14 protein-coding genes are annotated in these 19,736 nt (G+C 71.3%); 9 read left to right on the forward strand and 5 right to left on the reverse strand.

Annotated features, from left to right (window positions below):
• Both E2651_RS18435 and E2651_RS18440 read left to right on the forward strand, forming a co-directional pair.
• A partial coding sequence (locus E2651_RS18435; protein WP_348541646.1) for a protein phosphatase 2C domain-containing protein occupies nucleotides 1-984 on the forward strand: 984 nt, incomplete at its 5' end.
• A gap of 63 nt (nucleotides 985-1,047) precedes the next feature.
• A complete protein-coding gene (locus E2651_RS18440) occupies nucleotides 1,048-2,790 on the forward strand; it encodes a pyruvate dehydrogenase (RefSeq protein ID WP_135332260.1) in 1,743 nt (580 codons plus the stop codon).
• 7 nt (nucleotides 2,791-2,797) lie between these two features.
• Here the strand turns inward: E2651_RS18440 and E2651_RS18445 are convergent, their stop codons facing one another.
• The gene (locus E2651_RS18445) at nucleotides 2,798-5,860 is read right to left on the reverse strand and encodes a glycoside hydrolase family 38 C-terminal domain-containing protein (RefSeq protein WP_135332261.1); all 3,063 of its coding nucleotides are present in this window, start codon (nucleotides 5,858-5,860) and stop codon (nucleotides 2,798-2,800) included.
• Nucleotides 5,861-6,171: 311 nt separating this feature from the next.
• Here E2651_RS18445 and E2651_RS18450 point away from each other — a divergent pair, with 311 nt between their 5' ends.
• Nucleotides 6,172-6,573 (forward strand): ATP-binding protein, encoded by a 402-nt coding sequence (locus E2651_RS18450; RefSeq protein WP_245238974.1) that lies wholly within the window; start codon nucleotides 6,172-6,174, stop codon nucleotides 6,571-6,573.
• A 73-nt stretch (nucleotides 6,574-6,646) separates the two neighbouring features.
• Here E2651_RS18450 and E2651_RS18455 read toward each other — a convergent pair whose 3' ends face one another.
• Complete coding sequence (locus tag E2651_RS18455; protein ID WP_135332263.1) at nucleotides 6,647-7,711, reverse strand: DUF2637 domain-containing protein; 1,065 nt, start codon at nucleotides 7,709-7,711, stop codon at nucleotides 6,647-6,649.
• Nucleotides 7,712-7,950: 239 nt separating this feature from the next.
• Entirely contained in the window at nucleotides 7,951-8,805 is an 855-nt protein-coding gene (locus E2651_RS18460; protein ID WP_135332264.1) for a (2Fe-2S)-binding protein, read from the reverse strand.
• 133 nt (nucleotides 8,806-8,938) lie between these two features.
• Here E2651_RS18460 and E2651_RS18465 point away from each other — a divergent pair, with 133 nt between their 5' ends.
• The gene (locus E2651_RS18465; RefSeq protein ID WP_245238972.1) at nucleotides 8,939-9,730 is read left to right on the forward strand and encodes a GntR family transcriptional regulator; all 792 of its coding nucleotides are present in this window, start codon (nucleotides 8,939-8,941) and stop codon (nucleotides 9,728-9,730) included.
• A gap of 188 nt (nucleotides 9,731-9,918) precedes the next feature.
• Here E2651_RS18465 and E2651_RS18470 read toward each other — a convergent pair whose 3' ends face one another.
• A complete protein-coding gene (locus E2651_RS18470) occupies nucleotides 9,919-10,680 on the reverse strand; it encodes a hypothetical protein (protein ID WP_209446184.1) in 762 nt (253 codons plus the stop codon).
• Between the two features lie 154 nt (nucleotides 10,681-10,834).
• Nucleotides 10,835-12,523, reverse strand: coding sequence for a PucR family transcriptional regulator ligand-binding domain-containing protein (locus E2651_RS18475; protein ID WP_135332267.1), 1,689 nt, complete (start codon nucleotides 12,521-12,523; stop codon nucleotides 10,835-10,837).
• Nucleotides 12,524-12,848: 325 nt separating this feature from the next.
• Between E2651_RS18475 and E2651_RS18485 the strand changes: the two genes are divergently transcribed.
• From E2651_RS18485 to E2651_RS18505, 5 genes are all read left to right on the forward strand, one after another.
• Entirely contained in the window at nucleotides 12,849-13,739 is an 891-nt protein-coding gene (locus E2651_RS18485) for an FAD binding domain-containing protein (protein WP_135332269.1), read from the forward strand.
• On the forward strand, nucleotides 13,739-14,341 hold the full coding sequence (locus E2651_RS18490) for a (2Fe-2S)-binding protein (protein WP_135332270.1): 603 nt from the start codon (nucleotides 13,739-13,741) through the stop codon (nucleotides 14,339-14,341). Before E2651_RS18485 ends, E2651_RS18490 begins: the two co-directional genes overlap by 1 nt.
• A gap of 2 nt (nucleotides 14,342-14,343) precedes the next feature.
• On the forward strand, nucleotides 14,344-16,734 hold the full coding sequence (locus E2651_RS18495) for a molybdopterin cofactor-binding domain-containing protein (protein WP_135332271.1): 2,391 nt from the start codon (nucleotides 14,344-14,346) through the stop codon (nucleotides 16,732-16,734).
• Between the two features lie 266 nt (nucleotides 16,735-17,000).
• Complete coding sequence (locus E2651_RS18500; RefSeq protein WP_135332272.1) at nucleotides 17,001-18,458, forward strand: NCS2 family permease; 1,458 nt, start codon at nucleotides 17,001-17,003, stop codon at nucleotides 18,456-18,458.
• A 45-nt stretch (nucleotides 18,459-18,503) separates the two neighbouring features.
• Nucleotides 18,504-19,679, forward strand: a complete 1,176-nt coding sequence (locus tag E2651_RS18505; protein WP_135332273.1) for an XdhC/CoxI family protein — start codon at nucleotides 18,504-18,506, stop codon at nucleotides 19,677-19,679.
• Nucleotides 19,680-19,736: the final 57 nt, after the last annotated feature.

Below are 19,736 nucleotides of genomic sequence, written 5' to 3' on the forward strand. Positions count from 1 at the left end.
CCCTCACGCGCCGTCGACTACGTGGGCGACGGCCCACCCACCTACGACGCCGAGCCCACCGTGCTGCCCGCCGCCGACCCCGACGACCTGGCGGACCTGGTCGCCGACACCGTCCTCGACGGCGCGCGCTACGGGACGTCCACCCTGCGGGCGGTCTCCGTGCGCGGGGACTCCGCCCGGTACCGGGGCGAGCCGCGGCGCGACTCGCTGCTCACCGCCCGGTTCGGGGCGGGTGACGGCGCCCTGATCCTGGTCGCCATGGCCACCGGCGCGCGGGCCACGCCGGGCGCCCACCGGGCGGCGGCCGACGCCTGCGCATGGATCGGGCGTGCCGTGGGCCGCAGCCACCAGCGGCTCGCCGAGGACATCAGGGCCGCCCGGCGCGGCGACCTGAAGAGCGGCCTGCACCGCCTCACCGACCGCAGCCTCGGCAAGCTCCGCGCGCAGGCCACCGACCTGGGCGTCGAGCCCGAGGAGTACGCCGCGTCCCTGCGCTGCCTGCTGCTGCCCGCCGACCCCGCCTGCCGCACCCGCGTCTTCTTCGGCGTCGGCGGCGGCGGCCTCTTCCGCCTCCGTGACGGGGAGTGGCAGGACATAGAGCCACGGGTCTCGGACCCCGCGGGCGACGCCGGACCCCCCGTGGTCGGCTTCGGCTCGGTGCCTTCGGAGACCCCCGAGGGCGACCGCCTCACCATGGACATGGGGATCATCACGCCGCCGAGTCCCTATGAGCCCGCCCCGGAGCCGCCGCCCCGCGAGCCGTTCCGCTTCCGCGCCTCCGTCGCCCGCCCGGGTGACGCCCTGCTGCTCTGCAGCGGAGGCCTCGCCGAGCCGCTGCGCGGCGAGCCCGGCCTCGCGGGGCGCCTCACCCAGCGGTGGTCGGACGCCGGTCCGCCCGGCCTCGCGGACTTCCTGTCGGACATCCAGGTCAGGGTGAAGGGGTACGCCGACGACCGGACCGCGGCCGCCGTTTGGGAGGCGTGAGCGCCCGCACTGTGAATTCATGGACCCCAGGAGCGTCAAGGGGACTGAAGGGTTCGTGAAGCCATGGCCAAGCAGAACGTCGCCGAACAGTTCGTCGACATCCTCGTCCGCGCGGGCGTCAAGCGCCTGTACGGAGTCGTGGGCGACAGCCTGAACCCGGTGGTGGACGCGATCAGGCGCACCAAGGGACTCGACTGGGTGCAGGTGCGCCACGAGGAGACCGCAGCCTTCGCCGCGGGCGCCGAGGCCCAGATCACCGGGAGCCTCGCCGTCTGCGCCGGTTCCTGCGGGCCCGGCAACCTCCACCTGATCAACGGCCTGTACGACGCGCACCGCTCCATGGCCCCGGTCCTCGCCCTCGCCTCGCACATCCCGTCGAGCGAGATCGGCCTCGGCTACTTCCAGGAGACGCACCCCGACCAGCTCTTCCGCGAGTGCAGCCACTACAGCGAGATGATCTCCAACCCGCAGCAGATGCCCCGGCTGCTCCAGACCGCCATCCAGCACGCGATCGGCCAGAGCGGCGTCAGCGTCGTCACGCTGCCCGGAGACGTCGCCGACAAGGCCGCTCCCGACAAGGCCGCCGAGACCGCCCTGGTCACCTCCCGCCCCTCCGTACGTCCCGGCGACGCGGAGATCGACAAGCTCGCCGCGATGATCGACGAGGCGGACAAGGTCACCCTCTTCTGCGGCAGCGGCACGGCCGGCGCGCACGCCGACGTCATGGAGTTCGCCGAGAAGATCAAGTCGCCGGTGGGCCACGCCCTGCGCGGCAAGGAGTGGATCCAGTACGACAACCCGTACGACGTCGGCATGAGCGGGCTCCTGGGCTACGGCGCCGCGTACGAGGCCACCCACGAATGCGATCTGCTGATCCTCCTCGGCACCGACTTCCCGTACAACGCCTTCCTGCCCGACGACGTCAAGATCGCCCAGGTCGACGTGCGCCCCGAGCGGCTCGGCCGCCGCTCCAAGCTGGACCTCGCCGTCTGGGGCGACGTACGCGAGACCCTGCGCTGTCTCACGCCGCGCGTCACGCCCAAGGCGAACCGCCGCTTCCTCGACAAGATGCTCAAGAAGCACGCGGACGCGCTCGAAGGCGTCATCAAGGCGTACACGCGCAAGGTCGAGAAGCACATCCCGATCCACCCCGAGTACGTCGCGTCCGTGGTCGACGAACTCGCCGCCGACGACGCCGTGTTCACTGTCGACACCGGCATGTGCAACGTCTGGGCGGCCCGCTATCTCTCCCCGAACGGCAAGCGCCGCATCATCGGCTCGTTCAGTCACGGCTCGATGGCCAACGCCCTGCCGCAGGCGATCGGCGCCCAGTTCACCGACCGCAAGCGCCAGGTGGTCTCCCTGTCGGGTGACGGCGGATTCTCCATGCTGATGGGCGACTTCCTCACCCTGGTCCAGTACGACCTGCCGGTGAAGATCGTCCTGTTCAACAACTCCTCCCTGGGCATGGTCGAGTTGGAGATGCTGGTGGCGGGGCTTCCCTCGTTCGGCACCGCCAACCACAACCCCGACTTCGCCGCCGTGGCCCGCGCCGCCGGTGCGTACGGAGTGCGCGTCGAGAAGCCCAAGCAGCTCGTCGGCGCCCTGAAGGACGCCTTCGCGCACAAGGGCCCCGCCCTCGTCGACATCGTCACCGACCCGAACGCCCTCTCCATCCCGCCCAAGATCAGCTCCGAGATGGTGACCGGCTTCGCGCTCTCCGCCAGCAAGATCGTCTTGGACGGCGGGGTCGGCCGCATGGTCCAGATGGCACGCTCCAACCTGCGGAACGTGCCCCGCCCCTGACGGCTGGTCAGGCGGGCCGCAACCGCAGGGTCAGAATCTGGAACGGGCGCAGCTCGAGCGCCAGGCCCGCGCTGTCCGTATCGGCCGGTCCCTGCGGCCGCTCGAGCAGATCCGTCACCTGGGCCGCGCTCACCGCGAACGACGTGCTGAGCGTGGCCGCCGCGCGCCCGCCCCGCGACTCGTAGAGCCGCACCACGACATCGCCGCTCCCGTCGTCCGCGAGCTTCACCGACTCCACGGTCACGGCCGGGTTGTCGACACTCACCAGCGACGGCAGCACGGGCGCGTCGGCCACCCGCAGCGGCAGATTCAGCGCGAGGCCCTCCGCGACCGCGTCGCCCGTCGTCGCGCCGGGCAGCAGCGCGTACGTGAACCGGTGCGTGCCCAGATCCGTCTCCGGGTCCGGGCTGTGCGGGGCCCGCAGGAGCGTGAGCCGCACGGTGGTGCCGAGCCCGTCCGCGTGCGGCGCGCGCGTCACATCATGGCCGTACGTCGAGTCGTTGAGCACCGCCACGCCGTACGCCTCCTCGGCGACCCGCAGCCACCGGTGCGCGCAGATCTCGAAACGGGCCGCGTCCCAGCCGGTGTTGGCGTGCGTCGTCCGGTGCACATGCCCGAACTGGATCTCGGCGGCGGACCGTTCGGCGTGCACGTCCAGCGGGAAGGCGGCCTTGAGCACCTTCTCCGACTCCCGCCAGTCGACGTCCGTCACCACGTCGACACGCCGGCTGCCGGCCGCGAGCCGGATCTCCTGCGTGATGCGCGAGTCCCCGAAGGCGCGCACCACGCGGACGGCCACCCGCAGCGGCCCGTCCTCCACAAGCTCGACGGACTCGGCGGCCGTGAGGTCGGTGTGCGTGTTGCGGTAGTGCCGGTCCAGGTCCCAGGCGTCGTAGTGCGTGGGATGGTCGGGATGCAGCTGGAGGAGGTTGCCGCGCGATCCGGGGGAGAGGGCCTCGCGGTTCGCTCCCAGATCGCGTACGGAGGTCAGCAGGCCGTCCGCGTCGACGGTGACGCGCAGGTGCTGGTTCGCCAACACGATGACACCGTCGCCGAGTTGAGCCGTGGCGCCGGTGCCCGCCGCGCGGGTGTGCCCGGCGGCGACCGCCAGGCTCTGCGTGCCCAGGGCCGGGACATCGACGTGCACCAGGGCCCCGCCCTCGGCCGTGACGACCTCGCTGCGGGCGTACGGCGACGCGTTGAGCACGGCGGGCTCTCCCGCGCCGAGGGAACGCGCCGCCTCCGTGGTCATCGCGTCGAGCTCCGCGAGGACCGCCGCGTAGGTGTCGCGGGCCTCGCGGTGCACCCAGGCGATCGACGAGCCCGGCAGGATGTCGTGGAACTGGTGCAGGAGCACGGTCTTCCACAGGCGGTCGAGCGCGGCGTACGGATAGGCGTACGACGGGTCCCGCAGCGAGGCCGCAGTGCACCACAACTCGGCCTCGCGCAAGGCGTGTTCGCTGCGGCGGTTGCCGCGCTTGGTCGCCGCCTGCGTGGTGTACGTCGCCCGGTGCAGCTCCAGATACAGCTCGCCGGACCAGACCGGCGCCCGCTCCCCGTACTCCTCCTCGGCGGCCGCGAAGAACGCCGAAGGGCGCTCGATCTCGACGCGCGGCGAACCCTCCAGGGAGCGAAGGCGCCGCGCCCGCTCCATCATCTCGCGGGTGGGGCCGCCCCCGCCGTCGCCCCAGCCGAACGGCACGAGCGAGCGGGAGGCGCGGCCCTTCTCGGTGAAGTTGCGCTCGGCGTGGGCGAGTTCGGTGCCGTGGAACTGTGAGTTGTACGTGTCCACCGGCGGGAAGTGCGTGAAGACACGGGTGCCGTCGATGCCCTCCCACCAGAAGGTGTGGTGCGGCATCTTGTTGGACTGGTTCCAGCTGAGCTTCTGGGTGAGGAACCAGCGGACGCCCGCGAGCTTCGCCAACTGCGGGAAGGCGGCGGTGTATCCGAAGGAGTCCGGCAGCCAGATCTCCTCCGTCTCGACGCCGAGCTCCTCGCGGAAGAACCGCATCCCGTGCGTGATCTGCCGGGCCAGGGCCTCGCCGCCCGGCATGTTGGCGTCCGACTCGACCCACATCGAGCCCACCGGCGCCCAAGTGCCGTCCGTCACCGCCTTCTTGATGCGTTTCCAGATGTGCGGCTGGTGCTCCTTCACCCAGGCGTACTGCTGGGCCTGCGAGCAGGCGAAGACCAGCTCCGGATACTCCTCGGCCAGCGCCGTCACATTGGCGAACGTACGGGACGCCTTGCGCACCGTCTCGCGCAGCGGCCACAGCCAGGCCGAGTCGATGTGCGCGTGCCCGGCCGCCGAGACGCGGTGCGCGCTGGCATGGGCGGGGCTGGCGAGGACCCCGGCGAGCTGGGCGCGGGCGGCGGCGGCCGTGCCCGGCACGTCGTGCAGATCGAGCGCGTCGAGCGCCCGCTCCAGGGCCCGCAGGATCTCGTGGCGGCGCGGCCGGGCCGCGTCCAGCTCGTACATCAGCTCCGAGAGGACCTCGATGTCCAGGGTCAACTGCCAGACGTCCTCGTCCAGTACGGCGAGATCGGCAGACGCGAATCGGTAGATCGGGCGATCGCCCGCGGTCAGTACGTCGCCCAGCGGTGTCGGTTCGAAGTCACGCAGAACGGCCGGGTTGGCCGCCGCCTCCAGGAGCAGGTGCACCGGCTCACCGCCCTGCGCGGGAGCCGCCACAGGGATGTGCCGGTTGCGCGGGTGAACGCCCTTCAGAGGAACACCCGAAGCGTCGTACACCAGACCCTCGGCCTGGAAACCGGGCCCGTCACCGGTGAACCCGGGGTCGACGACCACCTCGACGCGCCGCCCGCGCCATGCGTCGGGCACCTGCCCCCGCAGCCGGAACCAACTGGTTGACCAGGGACTTCCCCACTCCGTCCCGGTCTCGAAGGGCGCGTACGACGCCTTCAGGGCCTCGGCGACGGGCACGGGCTCGCCCGGAGCGTGCCAGACCGAGAGGGCGAGCGGCACACGGTCCGTGTACTGGGCGGGGCGGATGAACTGCCGCAGGGCGCGCTCCAGGCGCCCCTCCACCAGCAGTCGGTCGTCGTGCACGGCGGCTCCTCGTTTCGGGCTCGGACGGACTCACGCGGGATCGTGCGAGATCTGGCGGGATCGATCGGGATCATGCGGGAACGATCCATCGCTTCACTTCCCCGCGGGGCCGGGGCGCACCCGTCCCCTTGATTGACGAATGGACAGGCGTGCCGCCAACCGGGTGGGGCATGCATTCCGTGAACGCGTTCGAGCAGGGAGGAACAGGACTCATTTTGTGGGCGGGGGTCATGACAAGGCAGGTACGAGGGGGTGGTCCCGTACGATCCGGGGCCGCTTCGCCGAAAGCACGGGACGAGCCGACCGACGACATGGTGGGGGAGTCCGACCGGGCTCAACTCCGGCGCAGATTGGGGCGATCAGACCTACGGGCGGTATCCGAGGTGCGCAGGGCACTGCGTGAACTCCTGTGCTCCTGGGGCAAACCGGGAAGATCCGAGATAGCCGAGCTGCTGACCAGCGAACTGGTCACCAACGCACTGGTGCACACCGATCACGACGCGATCCTGACGGCGACCGTGGGGCCGGGCCGACTGCGGGTCGAGGTTCGGGATTTCGTGGGGCGTCGCCCCAAGCTGCGCGTACCGAACGCCGACAACGGTACGCACGGCAGGGGCCTGGTGCTCGTGCAGTCCCTCGCCGATGCCTGGGGCGTACGGGCGCACGGGGTGGGGAAGGTGGTGTGGTTCGAACTGGACGGCGGCCCGGTGTGACCCGGACCGCCGACCGATTCCCACGCCGCTCCCTGGAAGGCGACCTGGAAGGCGACCTGGAAGGCGACTGACATCAACCGAACTGCTGCTCAAGGTCCTTGAGCTTCTGCTCCAGGGAATCGAGCCTCGGCAGTGTCTGTGTGTCGTCCTCGGCCGTGAGGTCGACGGTCACCGGCGTCGCGGTCTCAGAGCCGCTCTTGACGGCCTGGAGGGAGGGGCGGGAGCGCACCGGCAGCTGATCCTGCGGCGCTATGGCAGGGTCCGCGCCGACCTGCGCGGACCCGGCGGCCGGTGCCACGGCCTGCATGTCGACCTGGCGTCCGCCGCGTCCGGGCAGGGCGCGGTGGCCCCGGCTGATCGCCTTGAGCTGCGCGCGCTCCAGCTTCTCCCGGTCCCGCCTGCGGGTCCGCGTCTGCTCCTTCTCGCGCCGGTCCTCACGGACCTCCTCGACCGCCTCGTCCAGGGTGCGTACGCCCTCGAGGAGCATCAGCGACCAGGCGCCGAAGGTCTCGCGGGGTGCCCGCAGCCAGCGCACGATGCGGATCTGCGGCAACGGCCGTGGTACCAGGCCCTGTTCACGCAGGGCCGCACGGCGGGTCTGCTTCAGTGCGCGGTCGAAGAGCACCGCGGCCGAGAGCGACATCCCCGCGAAGAACTGCGGGGCGCCCGCGTGGCCGAGGCCCCGGGGCGCGTGCACCCAGTTGAACCAGGCGGCCGCGCCCGCGAACGTCCACACGAGGAGTCGCGAGCCGAGCGCCGCGTCACCGTGGCTCGCCTCGCGCACGGCGAGCACGGAGCAGAACATCGCCGCGCCGTCGAGCCCGAACGGGACCAGGTACTCCCAGCCGTCGGTGAGGTTCAGGTTCTGCCGGCCGAAGCCGACCAGGCCGTGGAAGGAGAGCGCGGCGGCGACCGCCGCACAGCAGAACAGGAGCACGTACGAGGCCGTGCCGTAGACCGCTTCCTTGCGCCTGCGGCGCTCCTCGCTGCGTTCCCACGATTCGTCGCTGGAGGCGCCGGCGGCCGCTTTCTGTCCGGCCCGCTTGCCGCGTGCGAGCACCGCCACCGCCACCAGCATGCCCAGGAGCAGGACGCAGCCCGGAAGCAGCCAGTCCAGCGATATGTCGGTCAGTCTCATCTGGGGTCCCTTGCGTCGCGGTAGGGCGTTCGGGCGCCATAGTGACCCAATCCCGGTGGCCCTCAGAGGGGTTTCGGGGCAAGAGAACGCCTTGGGGGGTGCAAAGGGGTGCGGCGCGCGCCGTTTTGCTCGAACTCAGCGGCCAGGAGGGCGAGTTGAGTTCGATTAAATGGACACGAAGGGGTGGTTCAGGGGGAAGCGGCTGCGATTTCGGAGACCGTGGTGGCGCGGTGGCGCGGTCAGGCGGCGGCGCTGAGCCGCGCGACGCGCTCCGTGTCGCAGGTGCGCGGACAGGTCACGCAGGTGTCCTCGGGGCGCAGCGTGTAGAACATGCAGCAGCTCGCGCGCTCGCGGGTCGGCAGGGACTCGCCGTTCGGCCCCGTCAGCTCCCGGAACCCGGCCGTTCCCACGTACGGCTTCGTGGCGCCGGGCAGCAGCAGCTCGAGCTCCGCCGTGGCGCGCTGCTCCTCGCCCAGGAGGTGGGCGATGTACCAGAGGCCCTCGACGATCTCGTCGGTGGCGACGCTCCACAGGGCGCGCGAGCGGCGCCGCATCCGGGGCCCGAAGGCGTCGAGCAGGGGTCCCAGGTGCTCGGCGACGGCCGCCCGCACCTCCGCGCGCAGCGCCTCCTCGTCCGGTACGACACGGGCGCCGGGCAGTGCCGCCGCAGGATCGCCCGGCAGGCAGGCGAAGCCCGCGCCGCGGACGGCCATCCGGCCCAGGGTGCGCTGGAAGGCGACGTTCTGTACGGGGTAGCGGGGGACGCGGCGGTGCAGGAACCACGGAACGGTGATCAGGAGCGTGGCCGGCCAGGCGTACCGGTGCAGTCCGAAACTGGCGATGACGTCCGGGCGGCCCCGCTGCCCGTAGTCCTTCAGGACCTGCGCCTCGTCCCACGCCAGAAACGCGTCGAGGTCGGCCCCGCCCTCCGCGAGCCGGGCGGCGGTGACCCAGCCGCCGCCCTGTGGGGCCTGCTCGTACGCGCTGAGGTCACCGAGCTCGGTCACACGCAGCCCGGGGAACACCTCGGTGAGGCGGGCGTAGGCGTCCGCGAGGGCGCTCGGGGGGCGCTTCGCCGAGGCGGGAACGTGCATGCGGGGACCGCCGAATCACGATCGATTGCAGGTTAGCCTAACCTTACCCGACGTGATCGAGGTTTCAACTGCGGGGCTGTCCGCCTATGGTGCCTCTCGTACCTTTCGGACCGAGCGGACTTGGGTGGACCTCGTGGAGCAGGCCAGAGCGCATGACGCGTACCGCCTTGCCGTCCGTGTGCCGGAGCAGCCGCGGTCGGGATCGGCGCGGGGTGAGCACACGCATGCGGACGCGGATGCGGGTGTGGCTGCGGCGGCCGAGTCGCCCGCGCCGCCATCGCCGCCCGCGCCGCGCAAGCCGGTGCAGCGGAGCTCGGTCCGCGGGCAGGTGCTCGACGCGCTGCGCGCCGCGCTGGTCGGCGGCGATCTCGCGCCCGGCGAGGTGTACTCCGCGCCGGTGCTCGGTGAGCGCTTCGGGGTCTCCGCCACGCCCGTGCGCGAGGCGATGCAGCAGCTCGCCATCGAGGGCGCGGTCGAGGTCGTGCCGAACCGCGGCTTCCGGGTGACCGAGCGGAGCGCGCGGGAGCTGGGGGAGCTCGCGGAGGTGCGGGCGCTGATCGAGGTGCCGGTGATGCTCCGGCTCGCCCGTACGGTGCCTGCCGCGCGGTGGTGTGAGCTGCGGCCGCTGGCGGAGGCGAGCGTGGTGGCGGCCGCGGGCGGCGATCTCGCCCGCTACGCGGAGTCGGACCGGGCCTTTCACCGGGCGGTGCTCGGGCTCTCCGGGAACCAGCAGCTGGTGCAGGTGGCGGACGATCTCCACCGGCGGTCCCAGTGGCCGCTGGTGAGCGGGCCCGTCTCCGGGCGCCGCGCCGACCTCATCGCCGACGCGGCGGAGCATGCGGCCCTGCTGGAGGCGCTGGTGGCCCGCGACCTGGTCGTCGTCCAGTCCTTGGTGCGGGAGCATTTCGCGGGGGCGGGGGGCTAAGCGCTCCGCGGGAAGTGCGGTATTCGTCCGCGGGTCCGTCGTGGCTGGTCGCTCCCCCAAGTTCTCGGCTTCGCTCGAACAGGGGGGACCCCCTTCGCGGCGGAGCCGCACATGTCGCGGAGCCGCACATGTCACAGCCCCGCGCCCCTTCGGGGCACTGGGGGAGCCCCGCAGGGCCCCCAGGCCCCCTACGCCGCCGGCGCCGGCGGCGACAATTGCTGGGCCAGCCAGGACGGCACCCCGCCCATCAGGCGGAAGAGACGCGCCGCCTCGGCCCGCAGGCGGCCCGCCTCCGGCTCCGGCTCGGCATCGGCAAGCGCGGCCAGCGCGGGGGCCGTCCCGACCAGGTAGCCCAGCTCCTCCCGAATCCGCAGAGACTCCGCGAAGCCGTGCCTCGCCTCCGCCAACTCGCCCTCCCGCAGGGCGAGTCCGGCCAGGTGTCGCCACGTGAAGGACAGCAGTAACGAGTCGCCGTGCGCCGTGGCCCCGGCGTGCGCCCGCCGGTAGGCGGCCCGCGCCGCCTGCGGCGAGTCCGCGAGATGCTCGGCCATCAACCCGCGACGGAAGTCGAGAAGAGGCCGCCCCGGGGCGTTCGGGGCGAGCAGGGCCGCCGCCCGCCCCAGCGCCGTACGGGCCTCGTCGGCCCGGTCACGCACCGAGAGCACCGTCGCCGCGTACGCCAACTGCCCCCGCTCACAAGCCGCCGCGCCCCGGTCGTCGTCGTCGACGGCCAGCGCCTCGGCCGTGCGCAGACCGTCCTCCGCCTCGCCCCAGCCATCACCCGTGAACAGGCAGCGTTCGACGAGGAGTTGGGTTCTTTGGAGGGCCGCCGCCGGCCCCTCCCGTGAGGCCAGCAGCGCGGCCGCGTCGGTCCAGCAGCCGCGCGAGCGCAGCCGCCATACCGCGGTCTGGAGTGGATCGTGCCCTGCAGTCGTTCCGGTACCAGACATGGCGGTATGCGCCACGTTGCCCTCCCCGAGCACGCCATTGAGCTGTTGAGTCGTGGGCGCATCTCAGCACGGATCGACGCGTCCGGCCAAGGGGCTGGGTGAAAGAATTCACAAAGGGCGTGTCATGAAAGGGGTTTGGGGCCCCGGTCCGCTGTCAGCTCATCCGCAGTGCCAGGAAGAAATCGAGCTTGTCCTCGAGGCGTGAAAGGTCACGACTCGTCAACTGCTCGATACGGCCGACGCGGTAGCGCAACGTGTTGACGTGCAGGTGCAGCCGCGCCGCGCAGCGCGTCCACGAACCGTCGCAGTCGAGGAACGCCTCCAGGGTCGGGATGAGCTCCGCGCGGTGGCGCCGGTCGTAGTCCCGCAGCGGGTCCAGGAGGCGGGCCGTGAACGCCCTGCGGACGTCGTCCGGCACGAAGGGGAGCAGAAGTACGTGCGAGGCCAGCTCCTGGTGGCCGGCCGCGCAGACCCGGCCGGGGCGCGCCGCGGCGACCCGGCGGGCGTGCCGGGCCTCCTCCAGGGCGCCGCGCAGGCCCTCGGCCGAGTGCACGGAGGCGCTGACGCCCAGGGTCAGGCGGCCGTCGCCGTCGAGGCCCGCCGACAAGGGGTCGCGGACGGACTCCAGGAGGGAGTCCGCGAGCAGGCCCGTCTCCGAGCCGTCCTGCTCAGAGGACACCGCGGGCAGCGGTACGAGCGCGATCGCCTCGTCACCCGTATGGGCCACCGCGATCCGGTCGGACGGCTCGGGGCCCGCCGACAGCGGGTCCACCAGGATCTCCTCCAGGAGGGACTGGGCCACCGGGCCGCCCTCGATCTCGTCGCCGTCCCACTCGACGCGGGCCACCACGACCTGCCAGTGCGGCGCCGCGCCGAGGCCCGGCAGGAGCACCGGGGCGGCCACCCGGAGGCGTGCGGCGATCTCGGCCGGGGCCGCGCCCGTCTGGACCAGTTCGAGGACCTCCTGGGCGAGGCGGCGGCGCACCGTGCGGGCGGCGTCCCGCCGGTCCCGCTCGACCGCGATCAGCTGGGTCACGCCCTGCAGCAGGTCGAGCCGCTCCTCGGGCCAGTCGCCCGCGTCGGCCTCGACGGCGAGGAGCCAGTCCGACAGGACCGTCTCGCGCACGTCGCGCGATGCCGCCGTACCCGCGCCCGCGGAAGCTCGCCCGCTGCTCCGAATGGGGAACAGCGAGTACGTGACGCCGTTCACCAGGACCCGGTGCGGCCCGCGCCGCCCGGTGCGTGCCGCCGCCAGGTGCTCGCCCGCGAGGCGCGCGCAGACCTCGGCGGGCAGGGCGGGTCCGGCCGCGCTGGAGCCCGCGATGGGGCGGCCCGCGGGGGAGAGCACCCAGGCCCGCAGGTCCAGGTCGGAGCCGAGCAGGTCCAGGACGACGTCGGGGCCGCCGCCCGCCGGGCCCGAGGTCATCAGGCGGCGGTGCCGGTCGACGACCGCCGCCAGGTCACCGGCCCGCTCGCCGGAGACCTGCCGTACGACGTGCTCGGTGATCGTCGCGAAGGCGACCCGCTCGTTGACGGCGAACAGCGGCAGGCGGTGCCGTGCGCAGGCCTCCACGATGTCGTCGGGGATGTCGCCGAGCTCGGCCTCACCCGCGGCGAGCGCGGCCACTCCGGCGCTCGCCAGGATCCGTACGAAGGGTTCCGTGTCCGAGGCGTCGTGGCGCCAGGCGAGGCCCGTGAGGACCAGCTCGCCGCCGGTGAGGTAGCGGCTGGGGTCCCGCAGGTCGGTGGTCATCACACCGCGCACCGTGCGGTCGAGCTCGTCCTCACCGCCGAGCAGCCTGAGGCCCAGCGCGTCGGTGTCAAGGAGTGCGCGCAGCCGCATGGTGTCGTCGCCGCCGATCTGTCTCGAATGGGATGTACAGGTAGTTCGCGTCCGTGGACCCGGGGTCCTGTGCCGTAAGGCGTCTCCGGCTTCCAGGGGGAATCCGCGAGGCCAGTGAGGACCGTTCTTCATACGAATCTACAAGACGCGCGGCTTGGCCAGCCAACTCCTTCATGGTTTCGGTGACTGACCCCATCGGACGACCTGGCGGTGTACTTGCCCCACTCCGCGTTAACAGCACATGAACGAGCAGTCGAGAGGCCTCCGGCCCGGCTTGGCTGGATCACCTCCGATGAACGACCCACGATACGAAGAAGAGAGCCTCATGGACTTCCTTCGCCCCGCCAGCTGGGAGGAGGCGCTCGCCGCCAAGGCCGAGCACCCGACAGCTGTGCCGATTGCGGGTGGCACCGATGTGATGGTCGAGATCAACTTCGACCACCGTCGTCCCGAGTACCTGCTTGACCTCAACCGCATCGTCGAGCTGCGCGAGTGGGAGGTGGGCGAGGAGACGGTCCAGCTGGGCGCTTCTGTCCCGTACACCCAGATCATGGAGGAGCTGCGCACCGAGCTCCCCGGGCTCGCGCTGGCCTCGCACACGGTCGCGTCCCCGCAGATCCGCAACCGCGGCGGCGTCGGCGGCAACCTCGGCACGGCGTCCCCGGCCGGTGACGCCCACCCGGCGCTGCTCGCCGCCGACTGTGAGGTCGAGGTGGAGTCCGTACGCGGCTCGCGCCTCATCCCGATCGACGACTTCTACACTGGTGTCAAGCGCAACGCGCTCGCCGCCGACGAGCTGATCAAGTCCGTCCACATCAAGAAGGCGGACGGCCCGCAGCAGTACTCGAAGGTCGGCACCCGCAACGCGATGGTCATCGCCGTGTGCGCCTTCGGCATCGCCCTGCACCCCGAGACCCGGACGGTACGGACCGGCATCGGTTCCGCCGCCCCGACCCCGATCCGCGCCAAGGCCGCCGAGGAGTTCCTGAACGCGGCGCTCGAGGAGGGTGGCTTCTGGGACAGCAAGAAGATCATCACCCCCTCGATCGCCAAGCAGTTCGCGGAGCTCGCCTCCGGCGCCGCCAACCCCATCGACGACGTACGCGGCACGGCGAGCTACCGCCGCCACGCCGTCGGGATCATGGCCCGCCGCACGCTCGGCTGGACCTGGGAGACGTACCGCGGCAAGGGCCGCAGCACTGAGGGAGTCGCGTAATGCGTGTCAACTTCACGGTCAATGGCCGTCAGCAGGAAGCCGATGACGTCTGGGAGGGCGAGTCCCTTCTGTACGTGCTGCGCGAGCGCATGGGGCTTCCGGGCTCCAAGAACGCCTGTGAGCAGGGCGAGTGCGGTTCCTGCACCGTCCGTCTCGACGGCGTGCCGGTGTGTTCGTGTCTGGTCGCGGCGGGCCAGGTGGAGGGCCGCGAGGTCACCACCGTCGAGGGCCTGGCCGACTACGCCAAGCACCGCGAGGACGCCCACCCGGGCGGCGGCTGCGCCTCCGGCGCGTGCGGTGTCTCCCTGGACAGCGCCCAGCGCTGGCAGGCCGAGGGCACCGACGGCCAGACCGGCGAGGGCACCGAACTCTCCCCGATCCAGCAGGCGTTCATCGACGCGGGCGCCGTCCAGTGCGGCTTCTGCACCCCCGGTCTGCTCGTCGCGGCCGACGAGATGCTGGAGCGCAACCCGCAGCCGACCGACGCCGACATCCGCGAGGCGCTCTCCGGCAACCTCTGCCGCTGCACCGGATACGAGAAGATCCTGGACGCCGTGCGCCTCGCGGCCGCCCGCCAGGATCGCCAGGAAGAGGCGGTCTGACCATGGGATCCACCCGTACGACCGGCGCCCCCACCAAGATCACCCAGGGGTCGCAGACCAAGGGCGGCATCGGCGAGTCGACGCTGCGGCCCGACGGCACCCTGAAGGTCACCGGAGAGTTCGCCTACTCCTCGGACATGTGGCACGAGGACATGCTGTGGGGCCAGGCCCTGCGCAGCACCGTGGCGCACGCCGAGATCGTGTCGATCGACACCTCCGAGGCCCTCGCGATGAGCGGCGTCTACGCCGTCATGACCTACGACGACCTGCCGGCCGAGATGAAGAACTACGGCCTGGAGATCCAGGACACGCCGGTTCTCGCGCACGGCAAGGTCCGCCACCACGGTGAGCCGGTCGCCCTCGTGGCCGCCGACCACCCGGAGACCGCGCGCCGCGCCGCCGCGAAGATCAAGGTCGAGTACCGGGAGCTGCCGGTCATCACGGACGAGGCGTCCGCGCTCGCTCCCGACGCCGTGCTCGTGCACGAGGGCCGCACCGACAGCCACATGGGCCACGTCCCGCACGCGAACATCGTGCACCGCCAGCCGATCATCCGCGGCAACGCCGACGAGGCCGCCAAGAAGGCCGACGTCATCGTCAAGGGCGAGTACACCTTCGGCATGCAGGACCAGGCCTTCCTCGGCCCGGAGTCCGGCCTCGCCGTGCCGTCCGAGGACGGCGGCATCGAGCTGTACGTCGCCACCCAGTGGCTGCACTCCGACCTCGAACAGATCGCCCCGGTCCTCGGCCTGCCCGAGGAGAAGGTACGCATGACGCTCTCCGGCGTCGGCGGTGCCTTCGGCGGTCGCGAGGACATCTCGATGCAGATCCACGCGTGCCTCCTCGCGCTGCGCACGGGCAAGCCGATCAAGATCGTCTACAACCGGTTCGAGTCCTTCTTCGGCCATGTGCACCGCCACCCGGCGAAGCTCACCTACGAGCACGGCGCCACCAAGGACGGCAAGATCACGCACATGAAGTGCCGGATCGTGCTCGACGGCGGCGCCTACGCCTCCGCGTCCCCGGCCGTGGTCGGCAACGCGTCCTCGCTGAGCGTGGGCCCGTACGTGATCGACGACGTCGACATCGAGGCCGTCGCGCTCTACAGCAACAACCCGCCCTGCGGCGCCATGCGCGGCTTCGGCGCGGTCCAGGCGTGCTTCGCCTACGAGGCGCAGATGGACAAGCTCGCCGACAAGCTCGGCATGGACCGGATCGAGTTCCGGCAGCTCAACGCCATGGAGCAGGGCACCATCATGCCGACCGGGCAGCCGGTCGACTCCCCGGCCCCGGTCGCCGAACTGCTGCGCCGCGTCAAGGAGATGCCGCTGCCGCCCGAGCGCCAGTGGGAGTCCAGCGAGGGCTCCGACGTACGGCAGCTGCCCGGCGGTCTGTCCAACACCACGCACGGCGAAAGCGTCGTACGAGGCATCGGCTACGCGGTCGGCATCAAGAACGTCGGCTTCTCCGAGGGCTTCGACGACTACTCGACCGCCAAGGTGCGCATGGAGATCGTCGGCGGTCAGCCCGTCGCCACCGTGCACACCGCGATGGCCGAGGTCGGCCAGGGCGGCGTCACCGTGCACGCCCAGATCGCCCGCACCGAGCTCGGTGTCACGCAGGTGACCATCCACCCCGCCGACACCCAGGTGGGCTCGGCCGGTTCGACGTCCGCGTCCCGTCAGACGTACGTCACCGGCGGCGCCGTCAAGAACGCCTGTGAGCTGGTGCGCGAGAAGGTCCTGGAGATCGGCCGGCGCAAGATGGGCTCGTACCACCCCGCGTGGGCGACGGCCGAACTCCTTCTCGAAGGCGGCAAGGTCGTCACCGACGGAGGCGAGGTCCTCGCCGATCTCGTCGACGTACTGGAGGACGAGACCGTCGAGATCGAGGAGGAGTGGCGCCACCGGCCCACCGTCGCCTTCGACCTGGTCACCGGACAGGGCAACGGCCACGTCCAGTACACCTTCGCCGCGCACCGCGCCGTCGTCGAGGTCGACACCGAGCTCGGCCTGGTCAAGGTCATCGAACTGGCCTGCGCCCAGGACGTCGGCAAGATGCTCAACCCGCTCTCCGTCATCGGCCAGATCCAGGGCGGCACCATCCAGGGCATGGGCATCGCGGTCATGGAGGAGATCGTCGTCGATCCCAAGACGGCGAAGGTCAGGAACCCGTCCTTCACGGACTACCTGCTCCCCACCATCCTCGACACGCCGACCATCCCCGTAGACGTGCTCGAACTCGCCGATGAGCACGCCCCGTACGGGCTCCGTGGCATCGGCGAGGCCCCGACCCTTTCGTCGACTCCGGCCGTCCTCGCGGCGATCCGGAACGCGACGGGTCTGGAGCTGAACAGGACGCCGGTACGCCCGGAGCACCTCACCGGCGCCTGATCCCACAGACTCTCCGGGCGGTGCGTGCCTCCCATGGAACGTCACAATTCCTCAGCCCGCGCCGCCCGGAGAACACAAGTACCGCACCGCTCGCGGTCAGCGCAGTACCCACGCAGTACCCACGCTCTTAGGAGCCCCCGTTCGTCTCGGGCCGTCCCCCGGGTCGTGCAGCCAAACGCACCATCCCAAATCCCGCAGTCTCCACAGGCCTACCCAGCTCGACCGCCTGTTGCGGGTGCCCCTTTGAACCTTGGGAGTTAGGCACCATGACCCAGCAGTCAACGGAGCCGAAGACCACGGCAGAGGACGCGGGCAACGGCTCACGCGTCCCGGCCGGCAGGTCTTGGCTCGACCGGTACTTTCACATATCCGTGCGGGAATCCACGGTCGCGCGTGAGGTGCGCGGCGGTATCACCACCTTCATGGCGATGGCGTACATCGTCCTGCTCAACCCGCTGATCCTGTCCGGCAAGGACGCGGCCGGCGACACCATGGGCCAGAAGGCCCTGATCACCGCGACGGCGCTCGCCGCGGCGGTCACCACGCTCCTCATGGGCTTCGTCGGCAAGGTGCCGCTCGCCCTGGCCGCCGGGCTCTCCGTGTCCGGAGTGATCGCCTCGCAGGTCGCACCCCAGATGACCTGGCCGCAGGCCATGGGCATGTGTGTGATGTACGGCGCGGTGATCATGCTCCTGGTGGTCACCGGGCTGCGCGAGATGATCATGAACGCGATCCCGCTCGCCCTCAAGCACGGCATCACCATGGGCATCGGGCTCTTCATCGCCCTGATCGGCCTCGCCAAGGGCGGCTTCGTCCACCAGGGCAAGACCACGCTCGTCACGCTCGGCCCCGCCGGTGAGCTCACCGGCTGGCCGGTCCTGCTCTTCGCGGGCACCCTGCTCCTGATCTTCATGCTCCAGGCGCGCAACACCCCCGGCGCGATCCTGGTCGGCATCATCACCGGCACGATCGTGGCCGTCGTACTCAACGCGCTCGACGTGATCGACCCCAAGCAGTGGGCGAACGGCGCCCCCGAACTGCACGGCAGCGCGGTCTCCGCACCCGACTTCTCGCTCCTCGGTGACGTCAAGTTCGGCGGCTGGGACGAGGTCGGCGCGATGACCGTCGGCATGATCGTCTTCACGCTCGTGCTCGCCGGCTTCTTCGACGCGATGGCCACCATCATCGGCGTCGGCACCGAGGCCAACCTGGCCGACGAGAAGGGCCGGATGCCCGGCCTGTCCAAGGCGCTGTTCATCGACGGCGCCGGCGGTGCCATCGGCGGTGTCGCGGGCGGCTCCGGCCAGACCGTGTTCGTCGAGTCGGCGACCGGCGTCGGCGAAGGCGCCCGCACGGGCCTCTCCTCGGTCATCACCGGCCTGTTCTTCGCGGCCTGCCTCTTCTTCACGCCGGTCACGGCGATCGTGCCGCAGGAGGTCGCGTCCGCCGCGCTCGTCGTCATCGGAGCGATGATGATGATGAACGCCCGGCACGTCGACTGGGCCGACCGCGCCACGGCCATCCCGGTCTTCCTGACCGTCGTGCTCATGCCCTTCACGTACACCATCACGACCGGTGTCGCGGCGGGTGTCATCTCCTGGGTGGCCATCAAGGTCGCGCAGGGCAAGGCCCGCGAGATCGGGGCCTTCATGTGGGGCCTGACGGTGATCTTCATCGTCTACTTCGCCCTCAACCCCATCGAGAACTGGCTGGGCGTCCACTAGGCGCCAAGCCCTCCACACACCCGCAGAACCTTTGAGGAGGCCGAGATGCTGGACATCGCCGAAGAGCTGAACCGGTGGGTCGAGCAGGGACGCGACTTCGCCGTCGCCACCGTGGTGGCGGTCGGCGGCAGCGCGCCCCGGCAACCAGGAGCGGCGATGGCCGTCGACTCCGACGGAACGGCGATCGGCTCGGTCTCCGGCGGGTGTGTGGAAGGCGCCGTCTACGACCTGTGTCAGCAGGCCCTCGAAGACGGCGAGAGCGTCGTCGAGCAATTCGGATACAGCGACGAGGACGCCTTCGCCGTGGGCCTGACATGCGGCGGCATCATTGACATCCTGGTCACCCCGGTCCGCGCGGACTCCTCCGTGCGGCCGGTTCTCGCTTCCGCGCTCGCCGTGTCCTCCTCGGGGGAGGCCGCGGCGGTCGCCCGGATCACGTCCGGACCCGCGGAGCTCGTGGGCCGCGCCCTTCTCGTACGTTCCGACACCGATGCCGACACCGACACCGACACCGGGTACGAAGGCGGGCTCGGCGGACATCCCGAACTGGACCGCACCGCGGCGGGGGAGGCCCGCGCCATGCTCGACGCCGGACGCACCGGCACCGTCGAGATAGGGGAGGACGGCTCGCGCTGCGGGCAGCCGATCACCCTGCTCGTCGAGTCGAGCGTGCCGCCGCCCCGCATGATCGTGTTCGGGGCCATCGACTTCGCGTCCGCCCTGGTCAGCATGGGCAAGTTTCTCGGCTACCGCGTGACGGTGTGCGACGCGCGCCCCGTCTTCGCGACGAAGACCCGCTTCCCGGACGCCGACGAGATCGTCGTCGAGTGGCCGCACACCTACCTGGAGCGCACGGAGGTCGACGGGCGCACCGTGCTGTGCGTCCTGACGCACGACGCCAAGTTCGACGTGCCGCTGCTCGAACGGGCGCTGCGCCTTCCGGTCGCGTACGTGGGGGCGATGGGATCGCGCCGTACGCACGAGGACCGCAACAAGCGGCTGCGCGAAGTCGGCGTGAGCGAGCTGGAGTTGACCCGCCTGCGCTCACCCATCGGCCTCGACCTGGGCGCGCGCACTCCGGAGGAGACGGCCCTGTCCATCGCCTCGGAGATCGTCGCCAACCGGCGGGGCGGCAGCGGGGTCTCGCTGACCGGCGCGCATACGCCGATTCACCATGAAGGAAACCGGACGGCGACGGGGCGGATCGGTTCGGTCGCCTGAGATCGCCTGAGATCGCCTGAGATCGCCTGACGCCTGATTCCCCTGTGGCCCCTCGCC

Origin of the sequence: Streptomyces sp. MZ04, assembly GCF_004684775.1 — a bacterium.
Taxonomy (GTDB): Bacteria; Actinomycetota; Actinomycetes; order Streptomycetales; family Streptomycetaceae; genus Streptomyces.

Bases quoted from the DNA above. Each gene is read 5' to 3' on its own strand.
- E2651_RS18440 (WP_135332260.1), top strand. From the start codon at position 1,048: ATGGCCAAGCAGAACGTCGCCGAACAGTTCGTCGACATCCTCGTCCGC.
- E2651_RS18450 (WP_245238974.1), top strand. From the start codon at position 6,172: ATGGTGGGGGAGTCCGACCGGGCTCAACTCCGGCGCAGATTGGGGCGA.
- E2651_RS18455 (WP_135332263.1), bottom strand. From the start codon at position 7,711: ATGAGACTGACCGACATATCGCTGGACTGGCTGCTTCCGGGCTGCGTC.
- E2651_RS18460 (WP_135332264.1), bottom strand. From the start codon at position 8,805: ATGCACGTTCCCGCCTCGGCGAAGCGCCCCCCGAGCGCCCTCGCGGAC.
- E2651_RS18470 (WP_209446184.1), bottom strand. From the start codon at position 10,680: ATGTCTGGTACCGGAACGACTGCAGGGCACGATCCACTCCAGACCGCG.
- E2651_RS18475 (WP_135332267.1), bottom strand. From the start codon at position 12,523: ATGCGGCTGCGCGCACTCCTTGACACCGACGCGCTGGGCCTCAGGCTG.
- E2651_RS18485 (WP_135332269.1), top strand. From the start codon at position 12,849: ATGGACTTCCTTCGCCCCGCCAGCTGGGAGGAGGCGCTCGCCGCCAAG.
- E2651_RS18490 (WP_135332270.1), top strand. From the start codon at position 13,739: ATGCGTGTCAACTTCACGGTCAATGGCCGTCAGCAGGAAGCCGATGAC.
- E2651_RS18495 (WP_135332271.1), top strand. From the start codon at position 14,344: ATGGGATCCACCCGTACGACCGGCGCCCCCACCAAGATCACCCAGGGG.
- E2651_RS18500 (WP_135332272.1), top strand. From the start codon at position 17,001: ATGACCCAGCAGTCAACGGAGCCGAAGACCACGGCAGAGGACGCGGGC.
- E2651_RS18505 (WP_135332273.1), top strand. From the start codon at position 18,504: ATGCTGGACATCGCCGAAGAGCTGAACCGGTGGGTCGAGCAGGGACGC.